The sequence below is a fragment of the Paenarthrobacter sp. NPDC089322 genome, from assembly GCF_040684895.1.
Lineage (GTDB): Bacteria > Actinomycetota > Actinomycetes > Actinomycetales > Micrococcaceae > Arthrobacter.
Map to the genome: position 1 here is coordinate 23,120 of NZ_JBFBGW010000001.1, position 23,360 is coordinate 46,479.

The window sequence follows — 23,360 nt, forward strand, 5'->3', positions numbered from 1 at the left end:
GGGACGGCATAAGCACCTAGTGGCGCGGCACCTTGAAGCGGATCAAGCGCGCGTCCTGCCCATCCAGTTCAGCCCAAGGCTTCTCTGTCTCCATTACCGTCAACGCACTCGTTGGGTAACGCGTGGCAGCATCCATATAGGCGTCATGATCCGAGTCGCGGGACGCCAGGTGCATTGCGAGGTCCTGCACTCCGGGCATGTGCGAGATGACCATCAGCGTGGTAACCGTGTCCGGGACGTGGTTGATGACGGCCAGCATGCGCTTCGCGGACGCGGCGTACAGCCCATCCTCGAGTTTCGGCGTAGGGGCCTTCTCCCCGAGCTCGTCGCACACCCAAGTGCAGGTCTGCCGCGTCCTCAATGCAGAAGAGCAGAGAATGAAGTCCGGTACGATCTTGTGCTTCACCAGCCACTTGCCGGCCAGCGGCGCCTCGCGGTGTCCGCGCTCCTCCAAGGGCCGCTCATGGTCCGGGACACCCACAGGCCAGTCAGCCTTCGCATGCCGCATGATCACAAGGCGCTTAAGGTGATGGTCACTCATCCCTCAACCCTATAGCCGCGGAGGCCATCGCAGCACAGGAGAACCACGGCCCCTCAGCCGCGGAGGCACATGCTTGGCAGGCACGGAAGACGAGAGGCGGCACCTCCCGAAAGCGCCGTTGTTGCGTGAGGAACGAGCGCAGGCGCAGAGGGAGGTGCCGCCTCTCGGCGGAGCAGTAGCTTAGATCGAGTATTCCGGAGCGGCCCAGACGATAACCTCGGGGTGCTCGTAGAAGCGGTAGCCCTGGCCACGGACAGTGCGGACCGTGTTGGCCAAGCGGCCCAGCTTGGAGCGGAGGCGGCGGATGTGGACGTCGATGGTGCGCTCGTTCGGCACCTCCTCGGCGTTACGCCACAGGCCTTCGAGAAGTTCGTCACGGCCCACGGTACGCGTGCCGTTTTCGACGAGGTAGTTGAGGAGTTCGAACTCCTTGAACGTCAGGTTCAACGACTCACCGTCAAGGTGCACCTCACGGCGTGCGAGGTCGATGAGGACGCCGGACGGCCGCGCTTCCTGCTGCGGCGCCGGACGAGCGGCCTCGGTGCGCTGGCGGGCGGCAACCGTGGGGTCGCCGAAAGTGGAACGCACGACGTCGAGCGCGGACCCGGGTGCCCCGGCCGGCGCCACTGCGACGGCTGCGTAGCTTTCGGCGCCAGTCACGAGGGACTGGGCATACGCCCGGATTTCCTGGGCAAGCTTGGCGATGGAGGTCCCTGCGGCTGCCGCAGTTTCCTCGTCGATCCCCATGTAGAGCACAAAACCGCGGGCCACGTTGTCGTTGGCGACAGGGCGGAGTCGGTCCGACTGGGCAACGACGGGGGTGGGCGCCGTGATGGGTGCGGGGTCATTGGTTGGCACTGCCCGCAACTGACCGTAGGAGTTGGGGTTGTAGCCCTGGGGCACATAGCCGGGAGCCTGCTGGGCGCCGCCCGGCGTGGCCGGAGCGTAGCCGGACCGGTTTCCGAAACCAGGCCGGAGCCCTGCGTTTGAAGCGGCCTTGTTGGCGTTTCGGACGGAGATGTGGACGTATCCGGATGCAACTGACATGGAGTGCTTACCTCAAAAGTGAATAGCCGTCATCGCGGCTTCGAATGCTGGTTTGTCCCCGCAATGAGTCTGGGGAGGGGCGCCCAACGTTGGGCCTGGGGGCGAATGCCTGAAACTTCTTGGGGTGGAAAGTTAGGCTTGCATTCGACAACAGCGGGTCTCGTCGCCAGCGGGTGCGCTGGACCAGATTGCTGCGGCTGCAGGTGCTGTTGAGTTCTTGTTCACATTGGAAGTGTGCAACGTAACAATGCGAACACGCAAGTAACAAAGCGCCAAAGCGTCCACATTTTGAGACAAAAGCGAGTATTGTGCTGCAGATCACAATTCAGTGGGTACCTAAAATGAATGCCGTTTCATTCGGGCAGATGAAGAAATATTCGACTTCCAGTGAATTTTCTTCGGCCGATGGTCCATTATGCCCTTCGAGATTTTCGAGCTCTGGAACGCTGCAAAATCTCAAAATCTGAAACACTTGCTGTCTAGTCGCAACTCGACGCGATGTCGATTTTCAGGCCATCAATCTGCTAGCCGTCAGGGATTTTCCGAAGGACCCACCTGGGTGCCGCCGGATCGACGCCTATGAAGCCCCTGCCCACGAATGCCCGCACGCGCACGTGTCTCCTCGCATGCACCTCGCTAGTGTTGATCTCACAGCTTCCTCACAGGACGGGCAAAGCGCTGGCAAACCAGCAGATCGGAGAGTTGTCACATGGCCTCCTCGCACTCCATGACGAACAACCTTCCGCAACTTTCCCACCCGGATGGATCGCCCATCCGTGCGTTGGTGGTGGATGACGAACCCAGCCTTGCAGAGCTCATGAGCATGGGGCTGCGCATGGCAGGCTGGTCGGTCGCCGTCGCTGCAGACGGACCGGAGGCTGTGAAGATCGCAAAGGAATTTCGGCCCGACGTGCTCGTCCTGGACGTCATGATCCCCGGGTTCGACGGCGTCGAAGTCCTTAACCGGGTCCGGGCGTTCGCTCCGGAAGTTCCCGCCCTGTTCCTGACTGCCAAGGATGCCGTCCAGGACCGCATTGTGGGTTTGGCGGCCGGCGGCGACGACTACGTCACAAAGCCGTTCAGCATGGAAGAAGTCCTGCTTCGACTGCACCGCCTTGTCCAGCGTTCGGGCGTCGCCGCAATGGACACGGCGGAACTGGTGGTTGGGGACCTGACCCTGAACGTGGACACCAGGGAAGTGACCCGGGCCGGGGACGACATACAACTTACCGCGACACAGTTCGAACTCCTGCGCTACCTTATGGAAAACCCCAAGCGCGTGGTCAGCAAAGCCCAGATCCTGGACCGCGTCTGGGATTACGACTTCGGCGGCCAGGCCAACATCGTGGAGCTTTACATCTCCTACCTGCGGAAGAAAATCGAAGCCAAGCATCCTCCGATGATCCACACAATTCGTGGTGCCGGGTACGTCATCAAGCCTGCGGACTAACCCTTGGCCACACTTTCAGGAGTCGCAAGGACCACCAAACGGAGTTGGCTCAAGCCCTCCACCTGGCACCTGCGGACACGCCTCGTCCTGGTGGCCATGGCCTTGCTGGTGGCCATTTGCAGTGCCATTGGAGTAGTCAGTTACGCCGCCATGGACATGGTTTTCAACAGGCGGCTTGACCGTCAGTTGGCACAGGCGTCGGACCGCGCCGCATCCTTCGGCAGGCCGCCGTCGAGCTTTCCCTCGTCACCGTCCGGAAGGCCGGATCCATTGGAAGCCCGGGGCCAAGCCGCGGGGACGCTCAATGCGCGCATGAACGGTTCCGCCGTCAGCAGTTCGGGGCTCATCGATGCCAAGGGCAACCGTGTCTCCCTCTCGGAGGAGGACCAGCAGGTGCTCCTTGCGCTTCCTAAAGGCACGGGCCCTGTGGACCGCTCGCTCTCCAACGGCGACTACCGCCTCGTAGCAGTCGAAACCGCTTACGGGGACGTGATTGTCACGGGACTGCCGCTCGCGGACAAACAAAGCGCCGAAGCTTCCCTCGTGTGGACCATGGTGATCGTTTCGCTCGGAGGCCTTGTGCTGATCGGCCTCGCAGGTACCGTAATCATCCGCAGGACCATGCGGCCCCTGGAGCAGCTCTCCGAAGTGGCCACCAAGGTTTCGCGGCTCCCCCTCGACGCCGGTGAGGTGGCACTGGCGGTGCGCGTACCGCCGTCGGCCTCCCACCCCGGAACCGAGGTGGGCAGCGTTGGCCATGCCCTGAACCAGATGCTCAATAACGTTGCCAGTGCCCTGGAGGCCCGCCAGGAAAGTGAGACCAAAGTGCGGCAATTCGTAGCGGATGCATCCCACGAACTTCGGACACCGCTCACCGCCATCCGGGGCTACACCGAACTCCTGCGCATGACAGAGAACTTTACGGAGGATGGCCGAAAGTCGCTGGCGCGCGTGCAGAGCCAGTCCGAGCGCATGACCACGCTCGTGGAGGACCTCTTGTTGCTGGCGAGGCTGGACGAAGGCCAGCCGCTGAAGGTTACGGACGTAGACCTGACCCAACTCGTCATAGAAACCGTCAGCGACGAGAAAGTCATGGCCCCGGACCACATATGGAAGCTCCAACTACCAGACGAGCCCATCATCGTGCGCGGCGACGCGACCCAACTACACCAGGTGCTGGCGAACTTGCTGTCAAATGCCAGGAAACACACAGATCCAGGGACGACAGTGGTTACCGGCGTGACGCTCTCGGCTGACGGCAACGCTGTGGTCACCGTGATGGACAATGGGCCGGGAATTCCTGTCGATTTCCAAAGGCGCATTTTCTCCCGGTTTGCCCGGGCCGACGCTGCCAGATCGGGCTCGGAAGGAACCTCCGGCTTGGGCTTGTCCATTGTTGAATCCATCGTGCAAGCCCACGGCGGCAGCGTCGAAGTCACGTCCAGGCCGGGGCGCACGGAGTTCACTCTTCGACTTCCCACAGTGGCCACCGAATACGTGTAACGAAACGAGCAAGGCGACGCACCGTCGTCGTGATCTCTGTTACCCAAATGTGACTTAAGCCGAATCGTCCTGTACCGTCGAAAGGGTGGGTCGCCCCAACCTGGCCCGCACCCGGGATGCGCCGAGCTCTGCCACTTCCCGGAGTTCCGTTCTCATTCGAGGCAGAGACGGGGGACCCAGAGTCTCCGGGCCCAGGCATTTTCCTGGCCCTTGGGGTGAAGCCGCTGCTACGCGCGCGGCCGGATGACCTCATCCGAACCCGACAGCTAACTCCGCAGGCGCTGAGAGGTAATCACACATGTCTGAATTTAACGATCAGACGCGCCCTTCCGCGCGTCACCGTGACGAACACACCGCTCCCCTGACCAAGTCGCAGTCCGTCCTGAAGGACGCCGCCCGCCGCGGAAAGACGGGTCAGCGTATGTCCGTCGTGGCCGGTGTGGTCGCCGCCGCACTGGGTGTTGCGTCACTGGGTACGGCCGCCAACGCCGCATTCAACCTCCCGGAAATGAGCCAGGCTGCCGAGACCCAGGCGAACGCCCAGCTCAGCAACAAGTCGGCTGATATCTCTGCCTCCATGGATGCTGCTGCGGCCAAGGGTGCCGCGGAACGGGCCGCCGCCGATCAGGCAGCCGCCGCTCTGGCCGCCGCCGAAAAGGCTGCCGCTGAGAAGGCAGCCGCTGAAAAGGCTGCTGCAGAACAGGCCGCCGCAGCAGAGAAGGCAGCCGCTGAAGCCGCCGCCAAGCAAGCCGCCGACGCCGCTGCTGCCGCCGCCGCTGAAAAAGCCGCGGCAGCTGCCGCTGCCCCCAAGGCAATTGACGATCCCGCTGCTGCCAAGGCCTACGCCTTGAGCATCCTCGGCGACTACGGCTGGGGTGCCAGCGAAATGGTCGCCTTGACCACGCTCTGGGAAAAGGAATCGAACTGGCGCACCACGGCCACCAACCCGTCAAGCGGAGCCTACGGCATCGTCCAGTCGCTGCCCGCGAGCAAGATGGCAACGGCTGGCTCCGACTGGCAGACGAACTACCAGACGCAGATCAAGTGGGGCCTGAACTACATCAAGGAACGCTACGGCTCCCCCTCGGCAGCCCTCGCCTTCCACCTGGCCAACAACTGGTACTAAGCAACTGGTACCAAGCCGATCCAGGCTTGAATTCCGTGCCGGTTCCGCCGTTCGCACCAGTGTTACTGATGCGAACGGTGCGAACCGGCGCGGTTTTCGCGTTGATTGACGTAAACCGGTTTAAGGCTCCGCCTCCGCGGCGTGCCTAACCGCCGCAATTGACGCTGCAACATCTCCGGCGTCCGTTGACCAGTTGCTCACGGAGATCCTCAGGATGTCGCGGCCATGCCAGGCAGATCCCGACATCCATACCGTTCCCTCGGCCATGAGGCGCTGAGTGACCCGCCGGGTGCGGTCGTCGCTGCCGAAGCTGACCGAAACCTGGGTGAACACGACGTCATTGAGGACTTCCACTCCAGGGATCGCCGCCAGGCCCTCGGCCAACGCGCGGGCATTTGCAGCCAGCCTGTCGACCATGGCGATGACGCCGGATGTGCCCAATGATCGGAGTGCAGCCCACACGGGGATGCCGCGTGCTCGACGTGAAAGCTCCGGCACCTTTTCATGCGGATCTCCGGGGCCGTGGTCGTCCGCCGGGAGATAGCTGGCGTGGACTCCGAAACCGCGGCGCATCACGTCCGGTCGCGACACGATGGCCAGCCCCGAGTCGTAAGGGACGTTGAGCGTTTTGTGTGCATCGGTTGCCCAGGAATCCGCCGTGTCCAAACCAACCAAGTGCTTTCCCAGCTCAGGACTAACGGCAGCCCACAAACCAAAAGCGCCATCGACGTGCACCCAGGCGCCCCGCTCGTGAGCCAACTCCGTGGCCCGACCTACGGGATCGAACGCGCCCGAGTGAATGTTGCCGGCCTGCAAACACACCAAGGCGGGTCCCGGCTGGGCGTCCATCGCCGCTGCCAGCGCCTCCGGGATGATACGGCCTTGTGCGTCGACATCCACAGGGGTGCAGTTGCCCAGGCCCAGATACCGAACCACGAGGTCGATGACTTCGTGGCGTTCCCGGCCAACGAACACCGTGACCCGCGGTCCCCCGGCGAGGCCCAAGGTATTGAGGTCCCACCCGGCTTGTTCCAGCACATACTGGCGTCCCGCGGCCAAACCCACAAAGTTGGCCATCGTCGCGCCGGTGGTGAAGCCAACGTCGGACTTCCCGGGCAGATGCAGTAGCTCCAGGAGCCATTTCGCGGCGGACTCTTCGATCGCGGCAGCAGACGGTGTCGCGAAGCGCAGCCCTGTGTTTTGGTCCCAGGCACTCACGAGCCAGTCAGCAGCCATGGCAGCCGGGAGCGTCCCGCCGATCACCCAACCGAAGAACCTGCCGGATTGCATCGCCATGAGGCCGGGTTCGGCTACAGCTGCGAGCTCGTCAATGACGTCCGCGGGATCCGTGGGGCCGGCCTGCAACGGGCTGTTGAGCTTGGCGGCGACTTGGTCGGCATCCATATTCGGGCGGACTGAACGTGTGGGCACCGATGCGAGCCAATCCGAAGCGTGCGCCATGGCCCGCTCCAATGCAGCACCGTATGCCTCCGGCAACGCAGACATGCGCACAGCCTACTCCCGGCGTTCCGGGAGGACCAGATGCTTACCCGACCCGGGCGGTACTAGAGCGTCAGCGTGATCAGGTGCCCGCCGTCGTCGTCCTTGACCGCGGTGACTGTCACAGCTGAGTAGTCCGGAATCCTCCACATACCCGGCTCGAGTTCGCCCCCGGCGTCGCCAACCACCACGGTGCGCATCCCGGCCGCGCGGGCAGCAGCGATGCCCGCGGGCGCGTCTTCGAAAACCACGACGTCGGCCGGTTCCGCGCCGAGCAAAGCAGCAGCTTTGAGGTATCCCTCCGGATGGGGCTTGCCGCGCGTGACTGCCTCTGCGGTGACCGTCGTCGCCGGCATAGTGAGTCCGGCAGCCCGCATGCGGATATCGGCAAGGATTCGGTCCGCGGACGTGACGAGCGCGATCGCGTCCGCAGGCAGGGCCTCAAGCAATGCTTCCGCTCCCGGCAGTGCGATGACGCCGTCCGTGCGTGCCCGCTCCATCTCGCCTAGTTCGGCAGTCAAAGACTCGATGTCCGCGCCTGCCGGAGCGTATCGTCGCACCGTATCTCCGGCTTGGACGCCGTGGGAAGTACGAAGGATCTCGTTGTAGTCCAAGCCATAGCGCTCGGCGAACTCAAGCCACACCTGCTCGACGATTGCCGTGGAATCCACCAGGGTTCCGTCCATGTCGAACAGGACGGCGCGGACGGCCAGGGTCGGCGCGGGTTGATTCGATGCGGGTTCTGTGGGACCGGGTGCGGCAGGATGGCTCATGGTTCCATCCTGCCGCACTCCCTTGGCCTGCCGGGAAAGGGTGACCCGGCCCTGGCGGGCCGTTCGGACGGGCGGGTCAGCCGTTCGGCCGGCCGGGGATGTATTGCACGGCCCACCTGTTTCCGTCGGGATCCGCGAAGTAGACGAAGTGACCCCAATCCTGGACGTCCACGTCGCTGACCTCGACACCGTTGGCCTTGAGTTGCTCGTGCGCCTTGTTGATGTCGCTGACCACCATCTGGAGGGCAGGCGCGGAACCGGGAGGGGCGTCGGTCAACCCTTCGCCGATGCAGATGGAGCACGCTGAGCCCGGCGGGGTCAGCTGCACGAAACGGATGCCCTCGCTGGGGCGCTCATCGAAATCGGGGTTGAAACCAACCTTGTTGACGTAGAAGTCCTTCGCGCGATCGACGTCGGACACAGGGACAAACACCAGTTCAAGTTTCCAGTCCATGCGCCACAGGCTAACGGGGCCCGCTGGAAAGCGGTAGGGGTCGATCGCTATCGGATAGCGGACGCTACCCCGCCACCCCGTACAGCCGGTCTCCAGCGTCACCAAGGCCAGGCACGATGTATGACTTCTCGTTGAGCTTCTCGTCGATCGAGGCGAGCACAACCTTCACGTTGGCGTCCGCGAGTTCTTCCTCGAGTTTGGACAGGCCCTCGGGGGCAGCCAGCAGGCAGATACAGGTGACATCGGAAGCGCCGCGCTTGAACAGGAACTTGATGGCCTCACGCAGGGTGCCGCCGGTGGCGAGCATGGGGTCGAGCACGAAGATCTGCCGGCCCGTAAGGTCCTCGGGCAGTCGCTCGGCATACGTGATGATGTCCAGCGTTTCTTCGTCGCGGGCCATCCCAAGGAAACCGACTTCGGCCGTGGGGACCAGCTTGGTCATGCCCTCGAGCATGCCGAGACCGGCTCGCAGGATGGGGACCACCAATGGAGTCGGCTTGGTGAACGCCGTGCCTCTGGTCTTGGTGACGGGGGTTTCAATCTCGACTGGCTGCGTCTTGACCTCACGCGTGGCTTCGTAGGCCAGCAGGGTGACGAGTTCTTCGGTGAGCTGCCGGAAGACCGGTGAAGGGGTGTTCTTGTCCCGCAGTACGGTGAGCTTGTGAGCGACCAGCGGGTGGTCCACGACGAGTGTGCGCATGCGTCCAAAACTATCATTGAGACATGAGCGCCACCGAGCCGTATCACGCAGAACACATGGCCTGGATGGGCCTTGCCCTGGACCAGGCCCGGCTCGCATTGGAAACGGACGACGTGCCGATCGGCGCCGTCGTCCTGGGTCCCGACGGCGGCGTGCTGGGTTCCGGTCGCAACGAACGGGAAGCGCACGGGGACCCTACCGCGCACGCGGAAATAGTCGCCATTCGCCAGGCGGCCGCGGCCCTGCAACGGCACGCATTGGAACTGGGTGAGGGCGGTGACGGGTGGCGGCTGGAGGACTGCACGCTGGTTGTCACCCTTGAACCGTGCGCCATGTGCGCCGGGGCTATTGTCCTGGCCCGGATTCCGCGCGTCGTGTTTGGCGCGTGGGACGAGAAAGCCGGGGCTGTCGGCTCCGTGTTCGATATCCTCCGCGAGCGCCGCCTCAACCACTGGGTGGAGGTCTACGCCGGAGTCCGCGAGCACGAGTGCTCGGCGCTGCTGAAGGACTTCTTCGCCTCACATCGGGTACCGGCAGCGGAGCATCGCTCGCCGGCGTAACTCACCTTGGAGTAAGCCATGTCAGTCACTTTCAACCACACCATCGTCTACGCAACTGACAAGCACCGTTCCGCAGAATTCCTTGCCCGGATCTTCGGGCTTCCCGCACCCCGGCCCATGTGGTCCTTCGTGACGGTTGCATTGGAGAACGGCGTCACCTTGGACTTCCTCGAAGCCGAGGGGAAAGTGGTGCCCCAGCACTACGCCTTCCTGGTCAGCGAGCAGGAATTCGACCAGATCTTCCTCAGGATCACCGCCGAGCACATCCCTTACTGGGCCGATCCTGCCCGGTCGCGGGCACAGCAGATCAATCATAATGACGGCGGCCGCGGCATGTACTTCTGCGATCCGGACGGGCATTTCCTGGAAGCGATCACGCGGCCTTACGGTTCCACGTGAGTTATCCCGCTGCAGCTGCTATCGCCGTCAGGACCGTGGCCGCGGTGGTTTCCCAGCCGGGGAGCTGATCGCGGGCCTTCCGGGCGGCTGCACGCCAGCTTTTGCGCAGCGAAGGGTCTGACAGCCACATCCTGAGGGTGTTGCTGAGGGCGTCGTCGGGGTCCCAAACCGCGCCCGCGCCAGCGGTGCCGAGGGCTTCCACCGCACCCGTCCCCTGCCGCACAATGACGGGAACGCCGTGCGCCAACGACTCCGTGACCACCATTCCAAACGCCTCGGATCGGGACACCAGGATGCTGAGGTCCGCTGCGCTCCACTGCTGCTCCAAGGTGTTCCCTGCCAGCTCGCCGGTCAGGGTGATGCGGCGATGGAGGCCATGATGCTCGACGGCGGCCCTCACCTTGGCGGCGTACGCGGGGTCGGCGTGTTCGGTACCAATGAGGGCTGCGGTCCAAGGTAGCTCCCGGAGTTCAGCCAAGGCATTCACCAGCAGTTCCTGGTCCTTGTTGGGCAGCAGGGCGGCAACGACAACAAGGTGTGGCGGCTCTGAACCGACCGCTGCCTCCACCTGGTCAACTCCGGGCCGGGCTACCACGATGTTCCGTGTGCCGTGCTGCTTCGCCAGCCTGGATGCGGCGTGCTCACTGGGACAGATGACTCCCGTTGCCGCTGCGAATGCGCGCGCTTCACGGTCCGGGTGGTCGGCCAGCGCCATGTGCGACAGGATCCATACACGGGTTCCTGTGCTCACAGCTCCGGCCACTTCTTCCGGTGCCCCGCTCGCCACCAAGCCGTCGGCAATCACTGTAGTGCCGGCGTCGAGCGCGTCCGCGAACCGGCGCCTGTCCGTTTGGCTGCCAACCGGCCAGTCGCCGTCGACGGTCACCATCTCCACGTCCGCGCCCAGGGCGGTCAAGTGCTCAGAGAGCCTGGCGTTGTACTTGTTCCCGCCGGAACCGTGCCGGACGTTGCCCGGGACGAGGAAGCGGATGTCCACGCTAGCTGCCTTGCAGCTCCAGCGAGTATCCGGCCCAGGCGTCGGGATTCTCACGCAAGGTCACGTCAATGCCCGTCAGGGCGGGGCCGTCCGCGGTGTCCTGAATCCGGGCGGCCATGGCGTTCGCGATGTGCTGTGCAAGTGCCTCGGTGGTGGAGAGCTTGCCCTGGAAGGCGGGGTGTTCGTCGAGGTTCTTGTAGTTAAGGTCGGCAAGGATCTCTTCGAGGATGCCGCCGGCGGCGCCGATGTCCAGGACGATTGCGTCGTCATTCAGCTCACGACGGCGGAACGTCACTTCCGCAACGAACGTCGCCCCGTGCAGGCCTTGAGCAGGGCCGAAAGCCTCACGGGGAAGGCTGTGGGCGATCATGAAATGGCGTCGGACGGTCAGGCTGAACATGTCTTATTCCTCCGGCTTCGGGTACGCGACCACGTGGCAAAAGCCGCCGGGCCGTTCGAACAAACTAACAATCGTGGCGGGAAGGTTCCGGAACTGGCATTCGCTGGTGATGAACGTGTCGAACAGCGGATCCTTGAGCTGGGCTGCTGCTTCCTGCAGGCGTTGGGCGTTGGTCCTCCTGTGCCTTCTGGGCAGGGCGACGGCGCCCACCTGGCTGGAGCGGATGGTGAGCCGGCGGGCATGGAAATCCTCGCCCAGCGGAAGCGTGACTTCCTTGTCCGCGAACCAGGAAAGTTCGATCACGTCCGAATCGTCGCCGGCCAGTTGGAGGCTCAGCTTGAGGCCCTCGTTGGAGGCGGAGCAGTGGAAGACGATGTCGCAATCGCCTTTTGCTTCGCTTGGCTCAGCGAAGTCGATGCCCAATGTTTCCGCGAGCTTTTGCTTGTCCGGGTCCGCGTCCACGAGTTGCAGGCGTCCGAGTGGATACTTTCGCAGCAGCGTCGCCAGCACGCCACCCACCAGTCCCCCACCCACCACGGCCACGCGGTCTCCCAGCCGCGGACCGGCTTCCCAGAGGGCATTGATGGCAACCTCGACGATGCCCGTGAGGACAGCGCGGCGGGCCGGGACATCATGCGGAATGGGCGTGAGTTGCTTGGTGGGCACGACGTAGAAGTCCTGATGCGGGTGCAGGCTGAAGACCGTCTTCCCAACCCATTCGTCCGGGCCTTGCTCGACGACGCCGACATTCAGATAGCCGTACTTCACGGGGCCCGGGAAGTCACCTTCCTGGTGCGGGGCATGCATGAGGTCCGCGACTCTTTCCGGCACACGCCCTTCGTGGACCACACGTTCCGTGCCGCGGCTGACTCCCGAGTAGAGCGTCCTGACCAGGGCTTGGCCGTCTTGTGGGGTCTCGATGGCTTCGCTGCGGAGTTCCCCGTGGCCGTCCTTGGTGACCCAGTAGGCGTGGGCTTCGTGTGGTTGGCCGTGCCGGCGCTGTTGTACGTCCCCGTGCTGTGGTTTGTGATGAGGCTCGTGCGAGATAGTCATGGTGCTTATGAATCTATCGCTGGGGTGCTGCGGACGGAAGTCGGGCCGGATTGACGGGCGAGTCGGTCGCCTCTGCGAGCTCTTGGGCGGCCCGTTTTGGGGAACAGGGCCCGACTCCGGTACCCTATTTCAGTTGGTGACGTGTCCGAGCGGCCGAAGGTGCAACACTCGAAATGTTGTTTGGTGTAAAAGCCAACGTGGGTTCAAATCCCACCGTCACCGCCACGTAGGAAGGCCCCGGTTCCCTTTGTTTACGAGGGAGGCGGGGCCTTTCGCTTTGCTCATCGGCAAGGTGCTAGATGTTGCACCCTGATGCACGTGCTGCCGAGTACGGGTACCAACTAACGGGGCCTGGGCCCATCTGCGGAGCGCAAAGGATGTTCCACGTGCGTGGCCCCACGATTCCATCGGCCTGAAGTCCCCAGTAACGCTGGAAACCGATGACTGCGTTTCGGGTGGCAGGCCCGAAGGAGTTGTCCACGGCAAGGGTCCCGTACGGCGAACCGATCCGGGTCCGGAAAGCATTCAGCAAGGTCTGGATGTTGCCGACACAGCTGGAGTACCCACCGTAGCTGTAGTTGTAGTCCACGCATTGTCCTGCTGCCTCGGCGGGTGCAGGAGCAGCGACGCTCAAAGTACCGCCGAGGACAAGGCTGGCCGCCGCTGACACCAGTGCCAACTTGGCGCGCCGGGACGTTTTGCGCTGAGCTGTTTTGCGCATGGAAAATCCTTTCGATAGAGAAATTCGCTCCATGCTAACCCGTCACCGAGCAAGGGGACATGGGGAGGCCTGCCCATGGATGGAATTCGCGGCAGGAATCTCATTGGCCGCGAGCTCGGCTAAGCTGGTGGCACATCGGTCGGCTCCAGGGGGAATTCATGCGTCGCCGCATCGTGGCATCGGCCATCGCAGCAGTGTGTCTGGCACTCGCCACTGCCTGTACCGCGGCTCCCGGCCTTACGTTGGATCCGGCGACTACCACCGTCGAGTACAGCTTTCGGGACAGCTCTGTCCCGCCCCGGTACCACCGCAGTTACGTCATCACCGCAACGGAAAAGGAAGCCAGCATCACCGTCGATTCCTACGGCGACGTACTGCGCCAGGAGAATGCGGCGATGCCGGCGGAAACGTGGGCCGACGTCATGGAACTGGCAGCCACCCTGCCGTCCCGGGCAGGCAAAATCAGTGACCCCGAACCCGGTTGCGCAGGCGGCACCGCATCGAAGGTCATTGTTAAGGAAGGCGATCACGAGCGTTACTCCAAGTCTGCCGAGAAGTGCGGTGGTGCATCCGACGAGCCCCTGACAGACACAGCGGCTCCCCTTGTTGCCCTCTTCGACATGAATGAGCTGCTGAAAACAGACCCCTGACCCGTGCCCCGGGGGTACATTGGCTCTGAACGAAAACCCTCGGAGCCCGCACGGACCGTGGAGGCAACAATGGCCGCGCCAACCAACAGAACAGGCAAGAGCACGGACTACGAGTTCCTGACTGTTTGGAGGGTGGCCGGAACACGCGAGGAAGTGGTGGATGTCCTCGGCGACGCCAGTACCCTCAAACAGTGGTGGCCGGCGGTCTACCTTCAGGTCACCCCAAAAAGCAAAGGTGGCCCGGACGGCACAGGGGCATCCTTCGACCTCCACACAAAAGGCTGGCTCCCCTACACCCTGCGCTGGCGACTCACCGTAACCGAACCCGTCACGCTTCACGGTTTCGCCCTCACGGCAGAGGGCGACCTCAACGGAACGGGCCGCTGGACATTCGAAACAGATGGTCCCGAAGTCGTCATCACATACGACTGGCGCGTTAATGCAGCCAAGCCCCTCCTCCGGCGCCTGAGTTGGCTCCTTAAACCTGCCTTCTCGGCGAACCACAACTGGGCCATGGCCCAAGGCGAGGAGAGCCTGAAACTTGAGCTCCGCCGTCGACGTTCAACGTCCGATCCGAGCCGTATTCCGGAGCCGCCGAAACCGACCTTCACCAAGCGGGCGCGGTCCGGGACCGCATGACAAGCCCATCCACGGCCCGGGCGGCCGCGAACTCCCGATAGACTGACAGACGCCGATAACCAACAGACGGCCTGACACAAGGGAGGACTCCGTGCGCACTTCGCAGCCCCGGACGCCCTTCCACGCGCTACGGTCCGGCGCGATCTCCATGGTGATTGTGGTTCTCGCTGCCGGTGCGCACGTCATGGCCGGGGGAACACTTCCCACAACGCCTGTGCTCGTCGCGCTCCTTGCGCTGACCGCCCTCGCCGCAACGCTTGCAGCACGCTTCAAGCTCAACCTCGCGGCCATGGCTTCCCTCCTTGGAGCCAGCCAGTTCATGCTCCACGAGGCCTTCACAGCGCTGGGTCCTGTAGGCACCGGAGCTCAGGAAGCCCACCACCACGCAAGCTCGGACCCTATCAGCCCGGTGCTGGACGCATCAGCGCACACCCATGAGCTTGGAACAACGTACGGTGTGCTCATGCTGCTGGCCCACGTCATCGCGACGCTCGCGTCGGCGGTCATCCTGGCCAAGGGCGAGGACGCTCTGTGGCAACTCGCAGCCTGGTTGCGGCCTTTGGTCGCCGTCCCCACGTTGTTGTTCAGGCCCGACGCCGGTGCCGCGCCATTCGGTGTCGGCGCACCGGACGTTTTCGTCCCCCGCCCCTGGCGGAACCTCAGGCAAGACAGCCGCCGCGGCCCGCCGGCCGCCGTCGTACTTCCTTAGTTCCGCCCGGCACCTCAGCAGCATCGCCTTGCCTTGGTGACGGGCCCCAAACCCGTACCCGCGCCACCTCAACCGGCGCACCCTGAAAGGCATTCCCCATGAACAAGTCCGCCCTCCGCCGTACCCTGTCCGCAACCGCCGCAGCCGGCGGAACTGCTGTCCTGATGATGGCAGGCATGGCCGGAGCTTCGGCCCACGTTTCCGCCGATCCCAACAAAACCGCCGCAAACTCCTACGCCCTGGTGACGTTCGGAATCCCCCACGGCTGCGACACGTCCGGCACCACCAAGGTGACCATCAACCTTCCGGAAGAACTCAACGACGCCCAGCCCACGGTCAATCCGAACTGGACCGTGGAGAAGGCCACGGAAACCCTGGCCGAACCCAAGAAGCTGGACGACGGCACCACCATCACCAAGCGGACCAGCCAGATCGTCTACACCGCCAAGACGCCGTTGGATGCGCACCTGCGTGATGCCTTGGTCCTCTCCGTCAAGCTGCCCGATGCTGCCGGCAAGACCATCTACTTCCCGACGCTCCAGACGTGCGAGCAGGGACAGACTGACTGGTCCGAGATCCCGAAGGAAGGCCAGGACGAGCACGAACTCAAGGCACCGGCGCCGTCGGTCACCATCACGCCGGCTGATGCCTCAGGCGATCACCACGGCGCGGCCGCTGTGTCCACGGAGCAGGCATCGTCGGTATCCGACAACGGATCACAGGCACTCAGCTGGGCGGGCCTCATCGCCGGCGTTGCGGGCCTGGTCCTGGGCGGGCTGGCCTTCTTCCGCAGCCGTTCCGCCAAAGCGGCCAAGTAGTTGAGCGGTTGGCGCCCGGAACATCACGATCCGGGCGCCAATCCCCGTTCCCGGCCGTGGCTCGATTGACTCGCGCCACACCCGCGGCAAGGCTGGTGCCCATGTGGACTCAGCGCATCAAAACAGGACTTGTGACGACGACGGCGGCCGCCTCGCTGCTGCTCCTTGCTGCTTGCGGGCCAAGCCCCAGCCCCTCGGGTACCAGCAGCGCCCCGCCAGCCACGTCAGCACCGCCGACGTCGGCAACACCCTCCACGACCACCTCACCCTCGCCTTCTCCCTCGGCAACAGCAACGTCCGCTGCACCCGCCGGGACCGCTCTATGCAAGGCGGCCTCGCTCACGGCGACCACCGATTCAACCGGTGGCGGCGCCGCGGGCAGCATTTACGAAAAGCTGATCCTGACGAACTCCGGAGCGGCCCCATGCGTCCTTGAAGGCTTCGCCGGTGTCTCCCTCACGGCCGACGCCAACGGTGCCCCGATCGGCGAACCCGCAACACGGGAAACCACCACGCCAGTGACACGCATCGAGCTCGCCCCGGGCAAGTCGGCATGGGCGGAACTGCGGTACACGCAGGCCGGGAACTACGGAGACTGCACCAAGGTCCCCGCGGCCGGCTACCGTATCTACCCGCCGGAAGACACGGCCTCCTTGTTCATCGCCGAGCCACATGATGCCTGCAGCAACGCCGGCATCAAACTCCTGACAATCACCGCCTTCCAAGCCGTCTGAACATCCCCACGGCTCCGGCTTGGTCCGTGAGGCCTTATTCTGTCGGGGCCGTGGGGCATGATGGAGGAATGCAGGAGCAGCAGGCGTCCACAGGCGCCATCGGCCGTTTCAGCCAGGCAACCCGGGAATGGTTCCTCGGCGCATTTTCCGCGCCCACTCCGGCTCAGGACGGCGCGTGGAACGCGATCTCCTCGGGCTCACATGCCTTGGTTGTGGCGCCCACCGGCTCAGGCAAGACGCTCGCTGCTTTCCTCTGGGCCCTGGACAAGTTGCACTCCGCACCCGCTGATGCACTGCCGGGGCTGGAGGAATTGCCGGCCGGTAAGCGCGTCAGGAAACCCAAGACCAAAACACGCGTCCTCTATATATCGCCTCTTAAAGCCCTGGGCGTGGACGTTGAACGAAACCTCCGCTCACCCCTGATCGGGATCACCCAAACGGCCAAGCGCTTGGGGCTGCCGGCACCTTTGGTGACCGTCGGCGTCCGCTCCGGAGATACGACGGCGGCCGACCGCCGTGCGCTGTTGTCCAACCCGCCGGACATCCTTATTACTACGCCGGAATCCCTGTTCCTCATGTTGACGTCCCGCGCCAGGGAAACCCTGAGCGAAGTGGACACCGTCATCATCGACGAAGTCCACGCTGTGGCCGGGACCAAGAGGGGTGCACACCTTGCTGTGTCCTTGGAGAGGCTGGATGCCCTCCTCCCCAAGCCCGCCCAGCGCATTGGGCTTTCCGCCACTGTGCAACCACGGGAACTCGTGGCGCAGTTCCTTGCCGGTCAGGCCCCGGTGGAGATCGTCGCGCCGCCATCCAAGAAGAACTGGAACCTCACGGTCACCGTTCCTGTGGAGGACATGTCGGACCTGCAGGGGGCTTCCGGGGCGTTCGACTCCGGCCCGGCGTCCGGGTTGCAGCCGCAGGCGTCCATCTGGCCGCATGTGGAAGAGCAGATCGTTGATCTTGTCCTGTCCAAGCAATCCACCATAGTCTTCGCCAACTCACGGCGGTTGGCCGAACGGCTCACGTCCCGGCTCAATGAAATCCATGCCGAACGCCAAGTGATGGCCGCAGGTGGTTCGGCCTGGGACCAGTCCGGCGGGGTGGACAACTGGGGGACGGGGCCGGGCCAGGCCGACGGTATGGCCACGGAAGCCGGTGCTGGCGCAGGGGCCATTGGCGGCGCCGCTGCCGACGCGAGGGTGCCTGTGTCCACAGCAACTCCGGCGCACATGATGGCGCAAGCCGGCACCACAAACGGAGCGGACCCCGTACTTGCCCGCGCCCACCACGGATCAGTCTCCAAGGACCAGCGCGCCATGATCGAGGATGATCTCAAATCAGGCCGGTTGCGGTGCGTCGTGGCAACGTCCTCCCTGGAACTCGGCATCGATATGGGTGCTGTGGACCTGGTCATCCAGGTGGAATCACCGCCGTCGGTAGCCAGTGGGTTGCAACGCGTGGGCCGCGCCGGTCACCAGGTGGGCGAAATCTCCGAAGGCGTGCTGTTCCCCAAACACCGCGCAGACCTCCTGCACACCAGCGTCACGGTGGAACGCATGCTGAGCGGCCAGATCGAGCGGCTCAGCATTCCCGCCAACCCCTTGGACATCCTTGCCCAACAGACCGTGGCCGCAACCGCTTTGGGAAGTATCGACGTCGAAGAGTGGTTCAGTACCGTGCGCCGCTCAGCGCCGTTCGCGAGCCTCCCCCGTTCTGCCTTCGAGGCAACATTGGACCTCTTGGCGGGACGTTATCCTTCCGACGAATTTGCCGAACTCCGGCCCCGCATCATTTGGGACCGTCACGCCGGAACCATCGAGGGACGTCCGGGAGCACAGCGGCTCGCCGTCACTTCCGGCGGCACCATCCCGGACCGTGGCCTGTTCGGCGTGTACATCATCGGCACGGAGATTGAGGGATCCTCCTCGCCTGCCAGTGCGGACGGCGAAGGCCCCAGCCCTTCAGCCCGTGCCGCGAAGGGGGGCCGCCGCGTCGGTGAACTCGACGAAGAGATGGTTTACGAATCGCGGGTAGGAGACGTTTTCGCCCTCGGTGCCACGAGTTGGAAGATCGAGGACATCACCCACGATCGCGTGCTGGTCTCCCCTGCGTTCGGGCAGCCAGGCAAACTCCCGTTCTGGAAGGGCGACTCCCTCGGCCGGCCCGTGGACCTTGGCCGCGCGCTGGGGGCTTTCATCCGTGAGCTGTCCTCAGCCGACTCCGCCCCGGCCATGGAACGCTGCCAAGCCAGCGGGTTGGATACTTTCGCCGCGGGAAACCTCTTGCAATACCTGGAAGAGCAGAAACAGGCCACTGAGATAGTTCCCAGCGACCGCACGCTTCTGGTGGAGCGGTTTCACGACGAACTTGGGGATTGGCGTGTGGTCCTCCACAGTCCTTTCGGCATGCCGGTCCATGCGCCATGGGCACTGGCTGTCGGTCAACGACTCCAGCAACGCTACGGACTGGACGGTTCCGCCATGGCCGCCGACGACGGCATCGTCCTGCGCGTTCCCATGATGGAAGACGATCCACCGGGCGCCGAGCTTTTCCTCTTCGACCCCGAGGAACTTGAGCAAATCGTCACGGCAGAGGTAGGCGGCAGTGCCCTGTTCGCTTCGCGTTTCCGGGAATGCGCCGCCCGCGCTCTGCTGCTGCCGCGCCAGAACCCGGCAAAACGCCAGCCTCTGTGGCAGCAGAGGCAACGCTCCGCCCAATTGCTGGATGTCGCCCGGAAGTACCCTTCCTTCCCCATAGTGCTCGAAACCGTCCGCGAATGCTTGCAGGACGTTTATGATCTCCCCGCGCTGAAGGACATTGCGGCTTCCGTTGAACGGCGTGAACTCCGAATCGTTGAAACCACCACCCAGCAGCCCTCCCCGTTCGCCAAGTCGCTCCTGTTCGGATACGTGGCCCAGTTCCTCTACGAGGGCGACTCCCCCCTGGCTGAACGCAGGGCAGCAGCCCTGGCCCTGGATTCCACGCTCCTCAACGAGCTCCTGGGACGGGTGGAACTCCGCGAACTCCTGGACGCCGCTGTCATCGACGCCACCGAGCGTGAGCTGCAGCGGCTGGCGCCCGACCGCCGGGTGCGGGGCATGGAAGGGGTGGCCGACTTGCTGAGGCTGCTCGGGCCGTTGAGCGTCGAGGAAGTTGCCCAGAGGCTCGAAGGTCCCAAGGCTGAACCCACGGAAGACCAGCACCCCTTTGACCCGGACACTGTCGAAGCGGAAGCACGACCTGAACCAACACCGGACGTCGCGCTCCCCGGCAACATCGCTGATGCCGGGACTCACCTCATGGCCCTTCAGAAAGCCAACCGCGCCCTCAAGGTGACCATCGGCGGCGTCGAACGTTTCGCGGCGGTGGAGGATGCCGCACGTCTCCGTGATGCCATCGGCGTGCCCCTGCCCATGGGCGTCCCTCTCGCCTTTATCGAGCCGGTCCATGACCCCTTGGGCGACCTCGTGTCCCGGTATGCCCGGACGCACGGACCGTTCACGGCTGCCGAGGCTGCCACGCGGCTGGGACTTGGTGTCGCCGTCGTGAATACTGCCCTGAAGCGGCTGGCTGCCGACGGCCGCGTGGTGGAAGGCGAGTTCCGGCCGCACGCGGTCGCCAGTGACGAAGCGTCCACGGAAACGGCCCATCCCGAACTCATGGCCGCTGATGCCCCGCCATCGAGCGAGTGGTGTGACGCCGAGGTGCTGCGAAAGCTCCGGCGTCGTTCCCTGGCAGCGCTGCGGGCCGAAGTGGAGCCTGTGGACACCGCCGCGTACGGTCGGTTCCTTCCGGCTTGGCAGAACGTCACGGCGCCCGGGAAGTCCAGGAGCCAGTCGCTGCGTGGCCTGGACGGAATCATCACAGCAGTTGACCAGTTGTCCGGCGTGCCCGTTCCCGCCTCTGCTTGGGAGCCTTTGGTACTCGCGAGCCGTGTGGCGGACTATAAACCGGCCATGTTGGACGAACTCATGGCCGCCGGGGAGCTGCTTTGGTCCGGTGCGGGTGCGCTGCCAGGAAACGACGGGTGGATCAGCCTCCATGTGGCAGATTCGGCCGAACTGACGCTCAATCCGTCTCCCGACTTTGAACCCGGAGACGCTCAGCAGCGGCTGTTGGAACATCTCAACGCAGGCGGCGGCTACTTCTTCCGGCAGCTCACCGATGTAGCAGGCGGGATGGACTCGGTCCTGAGCGATGACGCCGTGGTTTCGGCCCTCTGGGACCTTGTTTGGGCAGGGCGGGTCACGGGCGATACTTTCGCTCCCGTACGGGCCATGATTGCCGGCGGGAAAACCGCGCACCGGCAGGTCTCCAAGGCGCCCCGTGCACGCGCGCCGCGAATGAGCAGGCTGGGCCGTTCGCACGGGACGGGGCTGTTGGGATCGCCCGGGCTGACGGGTGGCCGGTATGGCTCAGTATCGGGTGCCGCACCCGCTCCGCCGTCCGCCGTGGGACGCTGGTCTGCGCTGCCCGTGCCGGAACTGGATCCCACGGTTCACGCACGGGGAACCGCTGAGCTCCTGCTGGACCGGTATGGCGTGGTCACCCGTGGCTCAGTCATGGCAGAGAATATCGTCGGTGGCTTTGGCCTCATGTACAAGGTGTTGGCCCGGCTTGAGGAAGCGGGCCGCTGCCGCCGAGGCTACTTCATTGAGCATCTGGGAGCTGCCCAGTTCGCAGTCCCCGCCACTGTGGACCGCTTGCGCTCGTTCACCGAGGACGCCCGGATTGCCAAGGCTGAACCTGCCGCGCTGGCACTCGCCGCTACGGACCCTGCCAATCCTTACGGCGCAGCGTTGCCGTGGCCGTCCGTTTCCGTGGATGCCGGGTCCGGGCACAGGCCAGGCCGGAAGGCGGGGGCGCTGGTGGTGACGGTCGACGGCGCCTTGGTACTTTACGTGGAACGCGGCGGCAAGACGCTGCTCACCTTCAGCCAGGATGACGACGCGTTGGCGGTCGCCGCCGCGGCTTTGGTTGACGTGGTGCGCCGGGGAGCTGTAGACAAACTCTTCATGGAGAAGGTCAACGGGCACGACCTCCTGGGCACCCCGATCGCCGCCGCCCTGACAGCTGCCGGCGCCTACTCCACTCCGAAGGGACTGCGGATCCGTGCCTGAGGGAGACTCCATTTGGCGTGCAGCAACCCGGCTCAACGAGGCCCTGGCCGGGCAGACCATCACGGCGACAGACTTCCGCGTGCCCCGTTTTGCCACCCTGAACCTGGCCGGCTGGACCATGGCTGAGGTGATCCCCCGGGGGAAGCACTTGCTCATGCGCTTGGTGGGACCTGCGGATGCGGAACCCGGAGCCAGCAGGAAGCCCCGCGCGCTGACCATCCATTCCCACCTCAAAATGGAGGGTGCCTGGATGATCTATCCGCCCGGAGGGCGCTGGACCAAGCCGGGCCATACGGCTCGTTGTGTCCTCCGGACAGCAACTGTCGATGCGGTGGGATTCTCCTTGGGCATTCTGGAAGTAGTGCCCACCGCCGAGGAAGACCGATTCGTCGGGCACCTGGGCCCGGACCTGCTCGGACCGGATTGGGACGAGGAGGAAGCCCTGCGCCGGCTCCTTGCGGAGCCTGACGTGCCGGTTGGTTACGCCCTGTTGGACCAGCGCAAGCTTGCGGGAATCGGCAACATCTACCGCTGCGAGGCCTGCTTCCTGTCCGGGATCCATCCCACCTTGGCTGTTGGAGAGGTCCCCGACCTGGCCAAGACCATCAACGACGCCAAGCGCCTCCTCGGCGAAAACCTCGGACCTGGCCGGCGAACCACCTTGGGTCCACGGGCCATGCGCCCGGGTTACTGGGTTTATGGACGTGCCCGCCAAGCATGCAGGCGGTGCGGCACGCTCGTTCGCCGCGACACTTTAGCGGCGCCGGACGGATTGGAAGAGCGGGATATCTACTTCTGCCCACGATGCCAACCGGCGCCTGTCAGGCAGCAGGGGTGACCTGCGCCGCCTCGGTCCGTGCCGGCGTCGGGGTTGTTTCCAGAACCATGAACCGGGGCAGCAGAAGCTGCACGATCGGCCCGATCGCCAAGGCGTAAACCACGGTACCGACGCCGACTGAACCGCCCAACAGCCAACCGACAGCGAGGACGACGACCTCGATCCCCGTGCGGACCAGACGCACCGACCATCCTGTGCGACGAACCAAGCCGGTCATGAGGCCGTCCCGGGCGCCAGGGCCAAGACGGGCACCGATGTAGCAAGCGGAGGCGATTCCATTGAGGATCACAGCGCCTGCGAGCATGGCGATTTGTCCGCCGAGGTGTGAGAACTCCGGGATGAGCCACAGCCCCAGATCGGCAAAGAGCCCTACTAATACAGCGTTGGCAAGGGTTCCAATTCCTGGCATCTGCCGGAGCGGGATCCAGAGCAGGAGGACCAGGAAGCTGACCGCGATGACCACAATGCCCATGCTGTATCCGGTCTTTTCGGACACGCCCTGGTGGAAAACATCCCATGGGTCCAGCCCAAGGCCGGCCCGGATGAACATGGCCAGGGAAATGCCATACATCGCGAGGCCGATCAGGAGCTGAGTGATTCTTCTGGTCATCATGAACTCCATCCT

23 protein-coding genes, 1 tRNA gene and 1 riboswitch are annotated in these 23,360 nt (G+C 64.4%); of the genes, 13 read left to right on the forward strand and 11 right to left on the reverse strand.

Going from position 1 to position 23,360, the window contains the following annotated elements; all coding sequences use genetic code 11:
- Positions 1–16: 16 nt before the first annotated feature.
- Complete coding sequence (locus AB0N65_RS00115; RefSeq protein WP_364155980.1) at positions 17–541, reverse strand: histidine phosphatase family protein; 525 nt, start codon at positions 539–541, stop codon at positions 17–19.
- Between the two features lie 180 nt (positions 542–721).
- Positions 722–1,588, reverse strand: coding sequence for a winged helix-turn-helix domain-containing protein (locus tag AB0N65_RS00120; RefSeq protein WP_364155982.1), 867 nt, complete (start codon positions 1,586–1,588; stop codon positions 722–724).
- A gap of 709 nt (positions 1,589–2,297) precedes the next feature.
- Here AB0N65_RS00120 and AB0N65_RS00125 point away from each other — a divergent pair.
- From AB0N65_RS00125 to AB0N65_RS00135, 3 genes are all read left to right on the forward strand, one after another.
- Complete coding sequence (locus AB0N65_RS00125) at positions 2,298–3,038, forward strand: response regulator transcription factor (RefSeq protein WP_364155985.1); 741 nt, start codon at positions 2,298–2,300, stop codon at positions 3,036–3,038.
- Between the two features lie 3 nt (positions 3,039–3,041).
- Complete coding sequence (locus tag AB0N65_RS00130) at positions 3,042–4,541, forward strand: HAMP domain-containing sensor histidine kinase (RefSeq protein WP_364155987.1); 1,500 nt, start codon at positions 3,042–3,044, stop codon at positions 4,539–4,541.
- Positions 4,542–4,650: 109 nt separating this feature from the next.
- A riboswitch (cyclic di-AMP (ydaO/yuaA leader) is annotated at positions 4,651–4,836 on the forward strand.
- 3 nt (positions 4,837–4,839) lie between these two features.
- Positions 4,840–5,667, forward strand: a complete 828-nt coding sequence (locus AB0N65_RS00135; protein WP_364155990.1) for a hypothetical protein — start codon at positions 4,840–4,842, stop codon at positions 5,665–5,667.
- A gap of 120 nt (positions 5,668–5,787) precedes the next feature.
- Here the strand turns inward: AB0N65_RS00135 and AB0N65_RS00140 are convergent, their stop codons facing one another.
- The 4 genes from AB0N65_RS00140 to upp form a co-directional block, all read right to left on the reverse strand.
- Positions 5,788–7,173, reverse strand: coding sequence for an aminotransferase class V-fold PLP-dependent enzyme (locus AB0N65_RS00140; protein ID WP_364155993.1), 1,386 nt, complete (start codon positions 7,171–7,173; stop codon positions 5,788–5,790).
- A gap of 59 nt (positions 7,174–7,232) precedes the next feature.
- Positions 7,233–7,940, reverse strand: a complete 708-nt coding sequence (locus AB0N65_RS00145; protein ID WP_364155996.1) for an HAD-IA family hydrolase — start codon at positions 7,938–7,940, stop codon at positions 7,233–7,235.
- Positions 7,941–8,016: 76 nt separating this feature from the next.
- A complete protein-coding gene (locus AB0N65_RS00150; RefSeq protein ID WP_364155999.1) occupies positions 8,017–8,394 on the reverse strand; it encodes a VOC family protein in 378 nt (125 codons plus the stop codon).
- A gap of 64 nt (positions 8,395–8,458) precedes the next feature.
- Positions 8,459–9,094 carry a uracil phosphoribosyltransferase gene (gene upp, locus AB0N65_RS00155; protein WP_364156002.1) on the reverse strand — a complete coding sequence of 212 codons (636 nt, stop codon included), beginning with the start codon at positions 9,092–9,094 and terminating at the stop codon, positions 8,459–8,461.
- Between the two features lie 23 nt (positions 9,095–9,117).
- On the opposite strand from upp, the gene tadA reads away from it, so the two are divergent.
- The gene (gene tadA, locus AB0N65_RS00160; RefSeq protein ID WP_364156005.1) at positions 9,118–9,654 is read left to right on the forward strand and encodes a tRNA adenosine(34) deaminase TadA; all 537 of its coding nucleotides are present in this window, start codon (positions 9,118–9,120) and stop codon (positions 9,652–9,654) included.
- Between the two features lie 18 nt (positions 9,655–9,672).
- Positions 9,673–10,053 carry a VOC family protein gene (locus AB0N65_RS00165; protein ID WP_364156008.1) on the forward strand — a complete coding sequence of 127 codons (381 nt, stop codon included), beginning with the start codon at positions 9,673–9,675 and terminating at the stop codon, positions 10,051–10,053.
- Position 10,054: 1 nt separating this feature from the next.
- On the opposite strand, the gene AB0N65_RS00170 is transcribed toward AB0N65_RS00165, so the two are convergent.
- From AB0N65_RS00170 to AB0N65_RS00180, 3 genes are read right to left on the reverse strand one after another with little or no spacing between them, the layout of a single operon-like run.
- Complete coding sequence (locus AB0N65_RS00170) at positions 10,055–11,050, reverse strand: glycosyltransferase family 4 protein (RefSeq protein ID WP_364156011.1); 996 nt, start codon at positions 11,048–11,050, stop codon at positions 10,055–10,057.
- 1 nt (position 11,051) lies between these two features.
- On the reverse strand, positions 11,052–11,450 hold the full coding sequence (locus tag AB0N65_RS00175) for a 6-carboxytetrahydropterin synthase (RefSeq protein WP_364156014.1): 399 nt from the start codon (positions 11,448–11,450) through the stop codon (positions 11,052–11,054).
- A gap of 3 nt (positions 11,451–11,453) precedes the next feature.
- On the reverse strand, positions 11,454–12,503 hold the full coding sequence (locus AB0N65_RS00180) for a zinc-binding alcohol dehydrogenase (RefSeq protein WP_364156017.1): 1,050 nt from the start codon (positions 12,501–12,503) through the stop codon (positions 11,454–11,456).
- Between the two features lie 135 nt (positions 12,504–12,638).
- Here AB0N65_RS00180 and AB0N65_RS00185 point away from each other — a divergent pair.
- A tRNA-Ser gene (locus AB0N65_RS00185) sits at positions 12,639–12,728 on the forward strand.
- Positions 12,729–12,798: 70 nt separating this feature from the next.
- Here the strand turns inward: AB0N65_RS00185 and AB0N65_RS00190 are convergent.
- Positions 12,799–13,224, reverse strand: coding sequence for a peptidoglycan-binding domain-containing protein (locus AB0N65_RS00190; RefSeq protein ID WP_364156020.1), 426 nt, complete (start codon positions 13,222–13,224; stop codon positions 12,799–12,801).
- 158 nt (positions 13,225–13,382) lie between these two features.
- Between AB0N65_RS00190 and AB0N65_RS00195 the strand changes: the two genes are divergently transcribed.
- The 7 genes from AB0N65_RS00195 to AB0N65_RS00225 all read left to right on the forward strand — a co-directional run bounded on the left by AB0N65_RS00195 (position 13,383) and on the right by AB0N65_RS00225 (position 22,735).
- Positions 13,383–13,874 carry a hypothetical protein gene (locus AB0N65_RS00195; RefSeq protein WP_364156023.1) on the forward strand — a complete coding sequence of 164 codons (492 nt, stop codon included), beginning with the start codon at positions 13,383–13,385 and terminating at the stop codon, positions 13,872–13,874.
- Between the two features lie 69 nt (positions 13,875–13,943).
- A complete protein-coding gene (locus tag AB0N65_RS00200) occupies positions 13,944–14,513 on the forward strand; it encodes an SRPBCC family protein (RefSeq protein WP_364156026.1) in 570 nt (189 codons plus the stop codon).
- Positions 14,514–14,604: 91 nt separating this feature from the next.
- Complete coding sequence (locus AB0N65_RS00205; RefSeq protein ID WP_364156029.1) at positions 14,605–15,222, forward strand: hypothetical protein; 618 nt, start codon at positions 14,605–14,607, stop codon at positions 15,220–15,222.
- Between the two features lie 98 nt (positions 15,223–15,320).
- A complete protein-coding gene (locus tag AB0N65_RS00210; protein ID WP_364156032.1) occupies positions 15,321–16,040 on the forward strand; it encodes a YcnI family protein in 720 nt (239 codons plus the stop codon).
- A 101-nt stretch (positions 16,041–16,141) separates the two neighbouring features.
- The gene (locus AB0N65_RS00215; protein WP_364156035.1) at positions 16,142–16,774 is read left to right on the forward strand and encodes a DUF4232 domain-containing protein; all 633 of its coding nucleotides are present in this window, start codon (positions 16,142–16,144) and stop codon (positions 16,772–16,774) included.
- Positions 16,775–16,842: 68 nt separating this feature from the next.
- Positions 16,843–21,897 (forward strand): DEAD/DEAH box helicase, encoded by a 5,055-nt coding sequence (locus AB0N65_RS00220; protein WP_364156038.1) that lies wholly within the window; start codon positions 16,843–16,845, stop codon positions 21,895–21,897.
- Positions 21,890–22,735, forward strand: coding sequence for a DNA-formamidopyrimidine glycosylase family protein (locus tag AB0N65_RS00225; protein WP_364156041.1), 846 nt, complete (start codon positions 21,890–21,892; stop codon positions 22,733–22,735). Before AB0N65_RS00220 ends, AB0N65_RS00225 begins: the two co-directional genes overlap by 8 nt.
- Here the strand turns inward: AB0N65_RS00225 and AB0N65_RS00230 are convergent.
- Positions 22,719–23,348 carry a hypothetical protein gene (locus AB0N65_RS00230; protein WP_364156044.1) on the reverse strand — a complete coding sequence of 210 codons (630 nt, stop codon included), beginning with the start codon at positions 23,346–23,348 and terminating at the stop codon, positions 22,719–22,721. The genes AB0N65_RS00225 and AB0N65_RS00230 overlap by 17 nt on opposite strands.
- Positions 23,349–23,360: the final 12 nt, after the last annotated feature.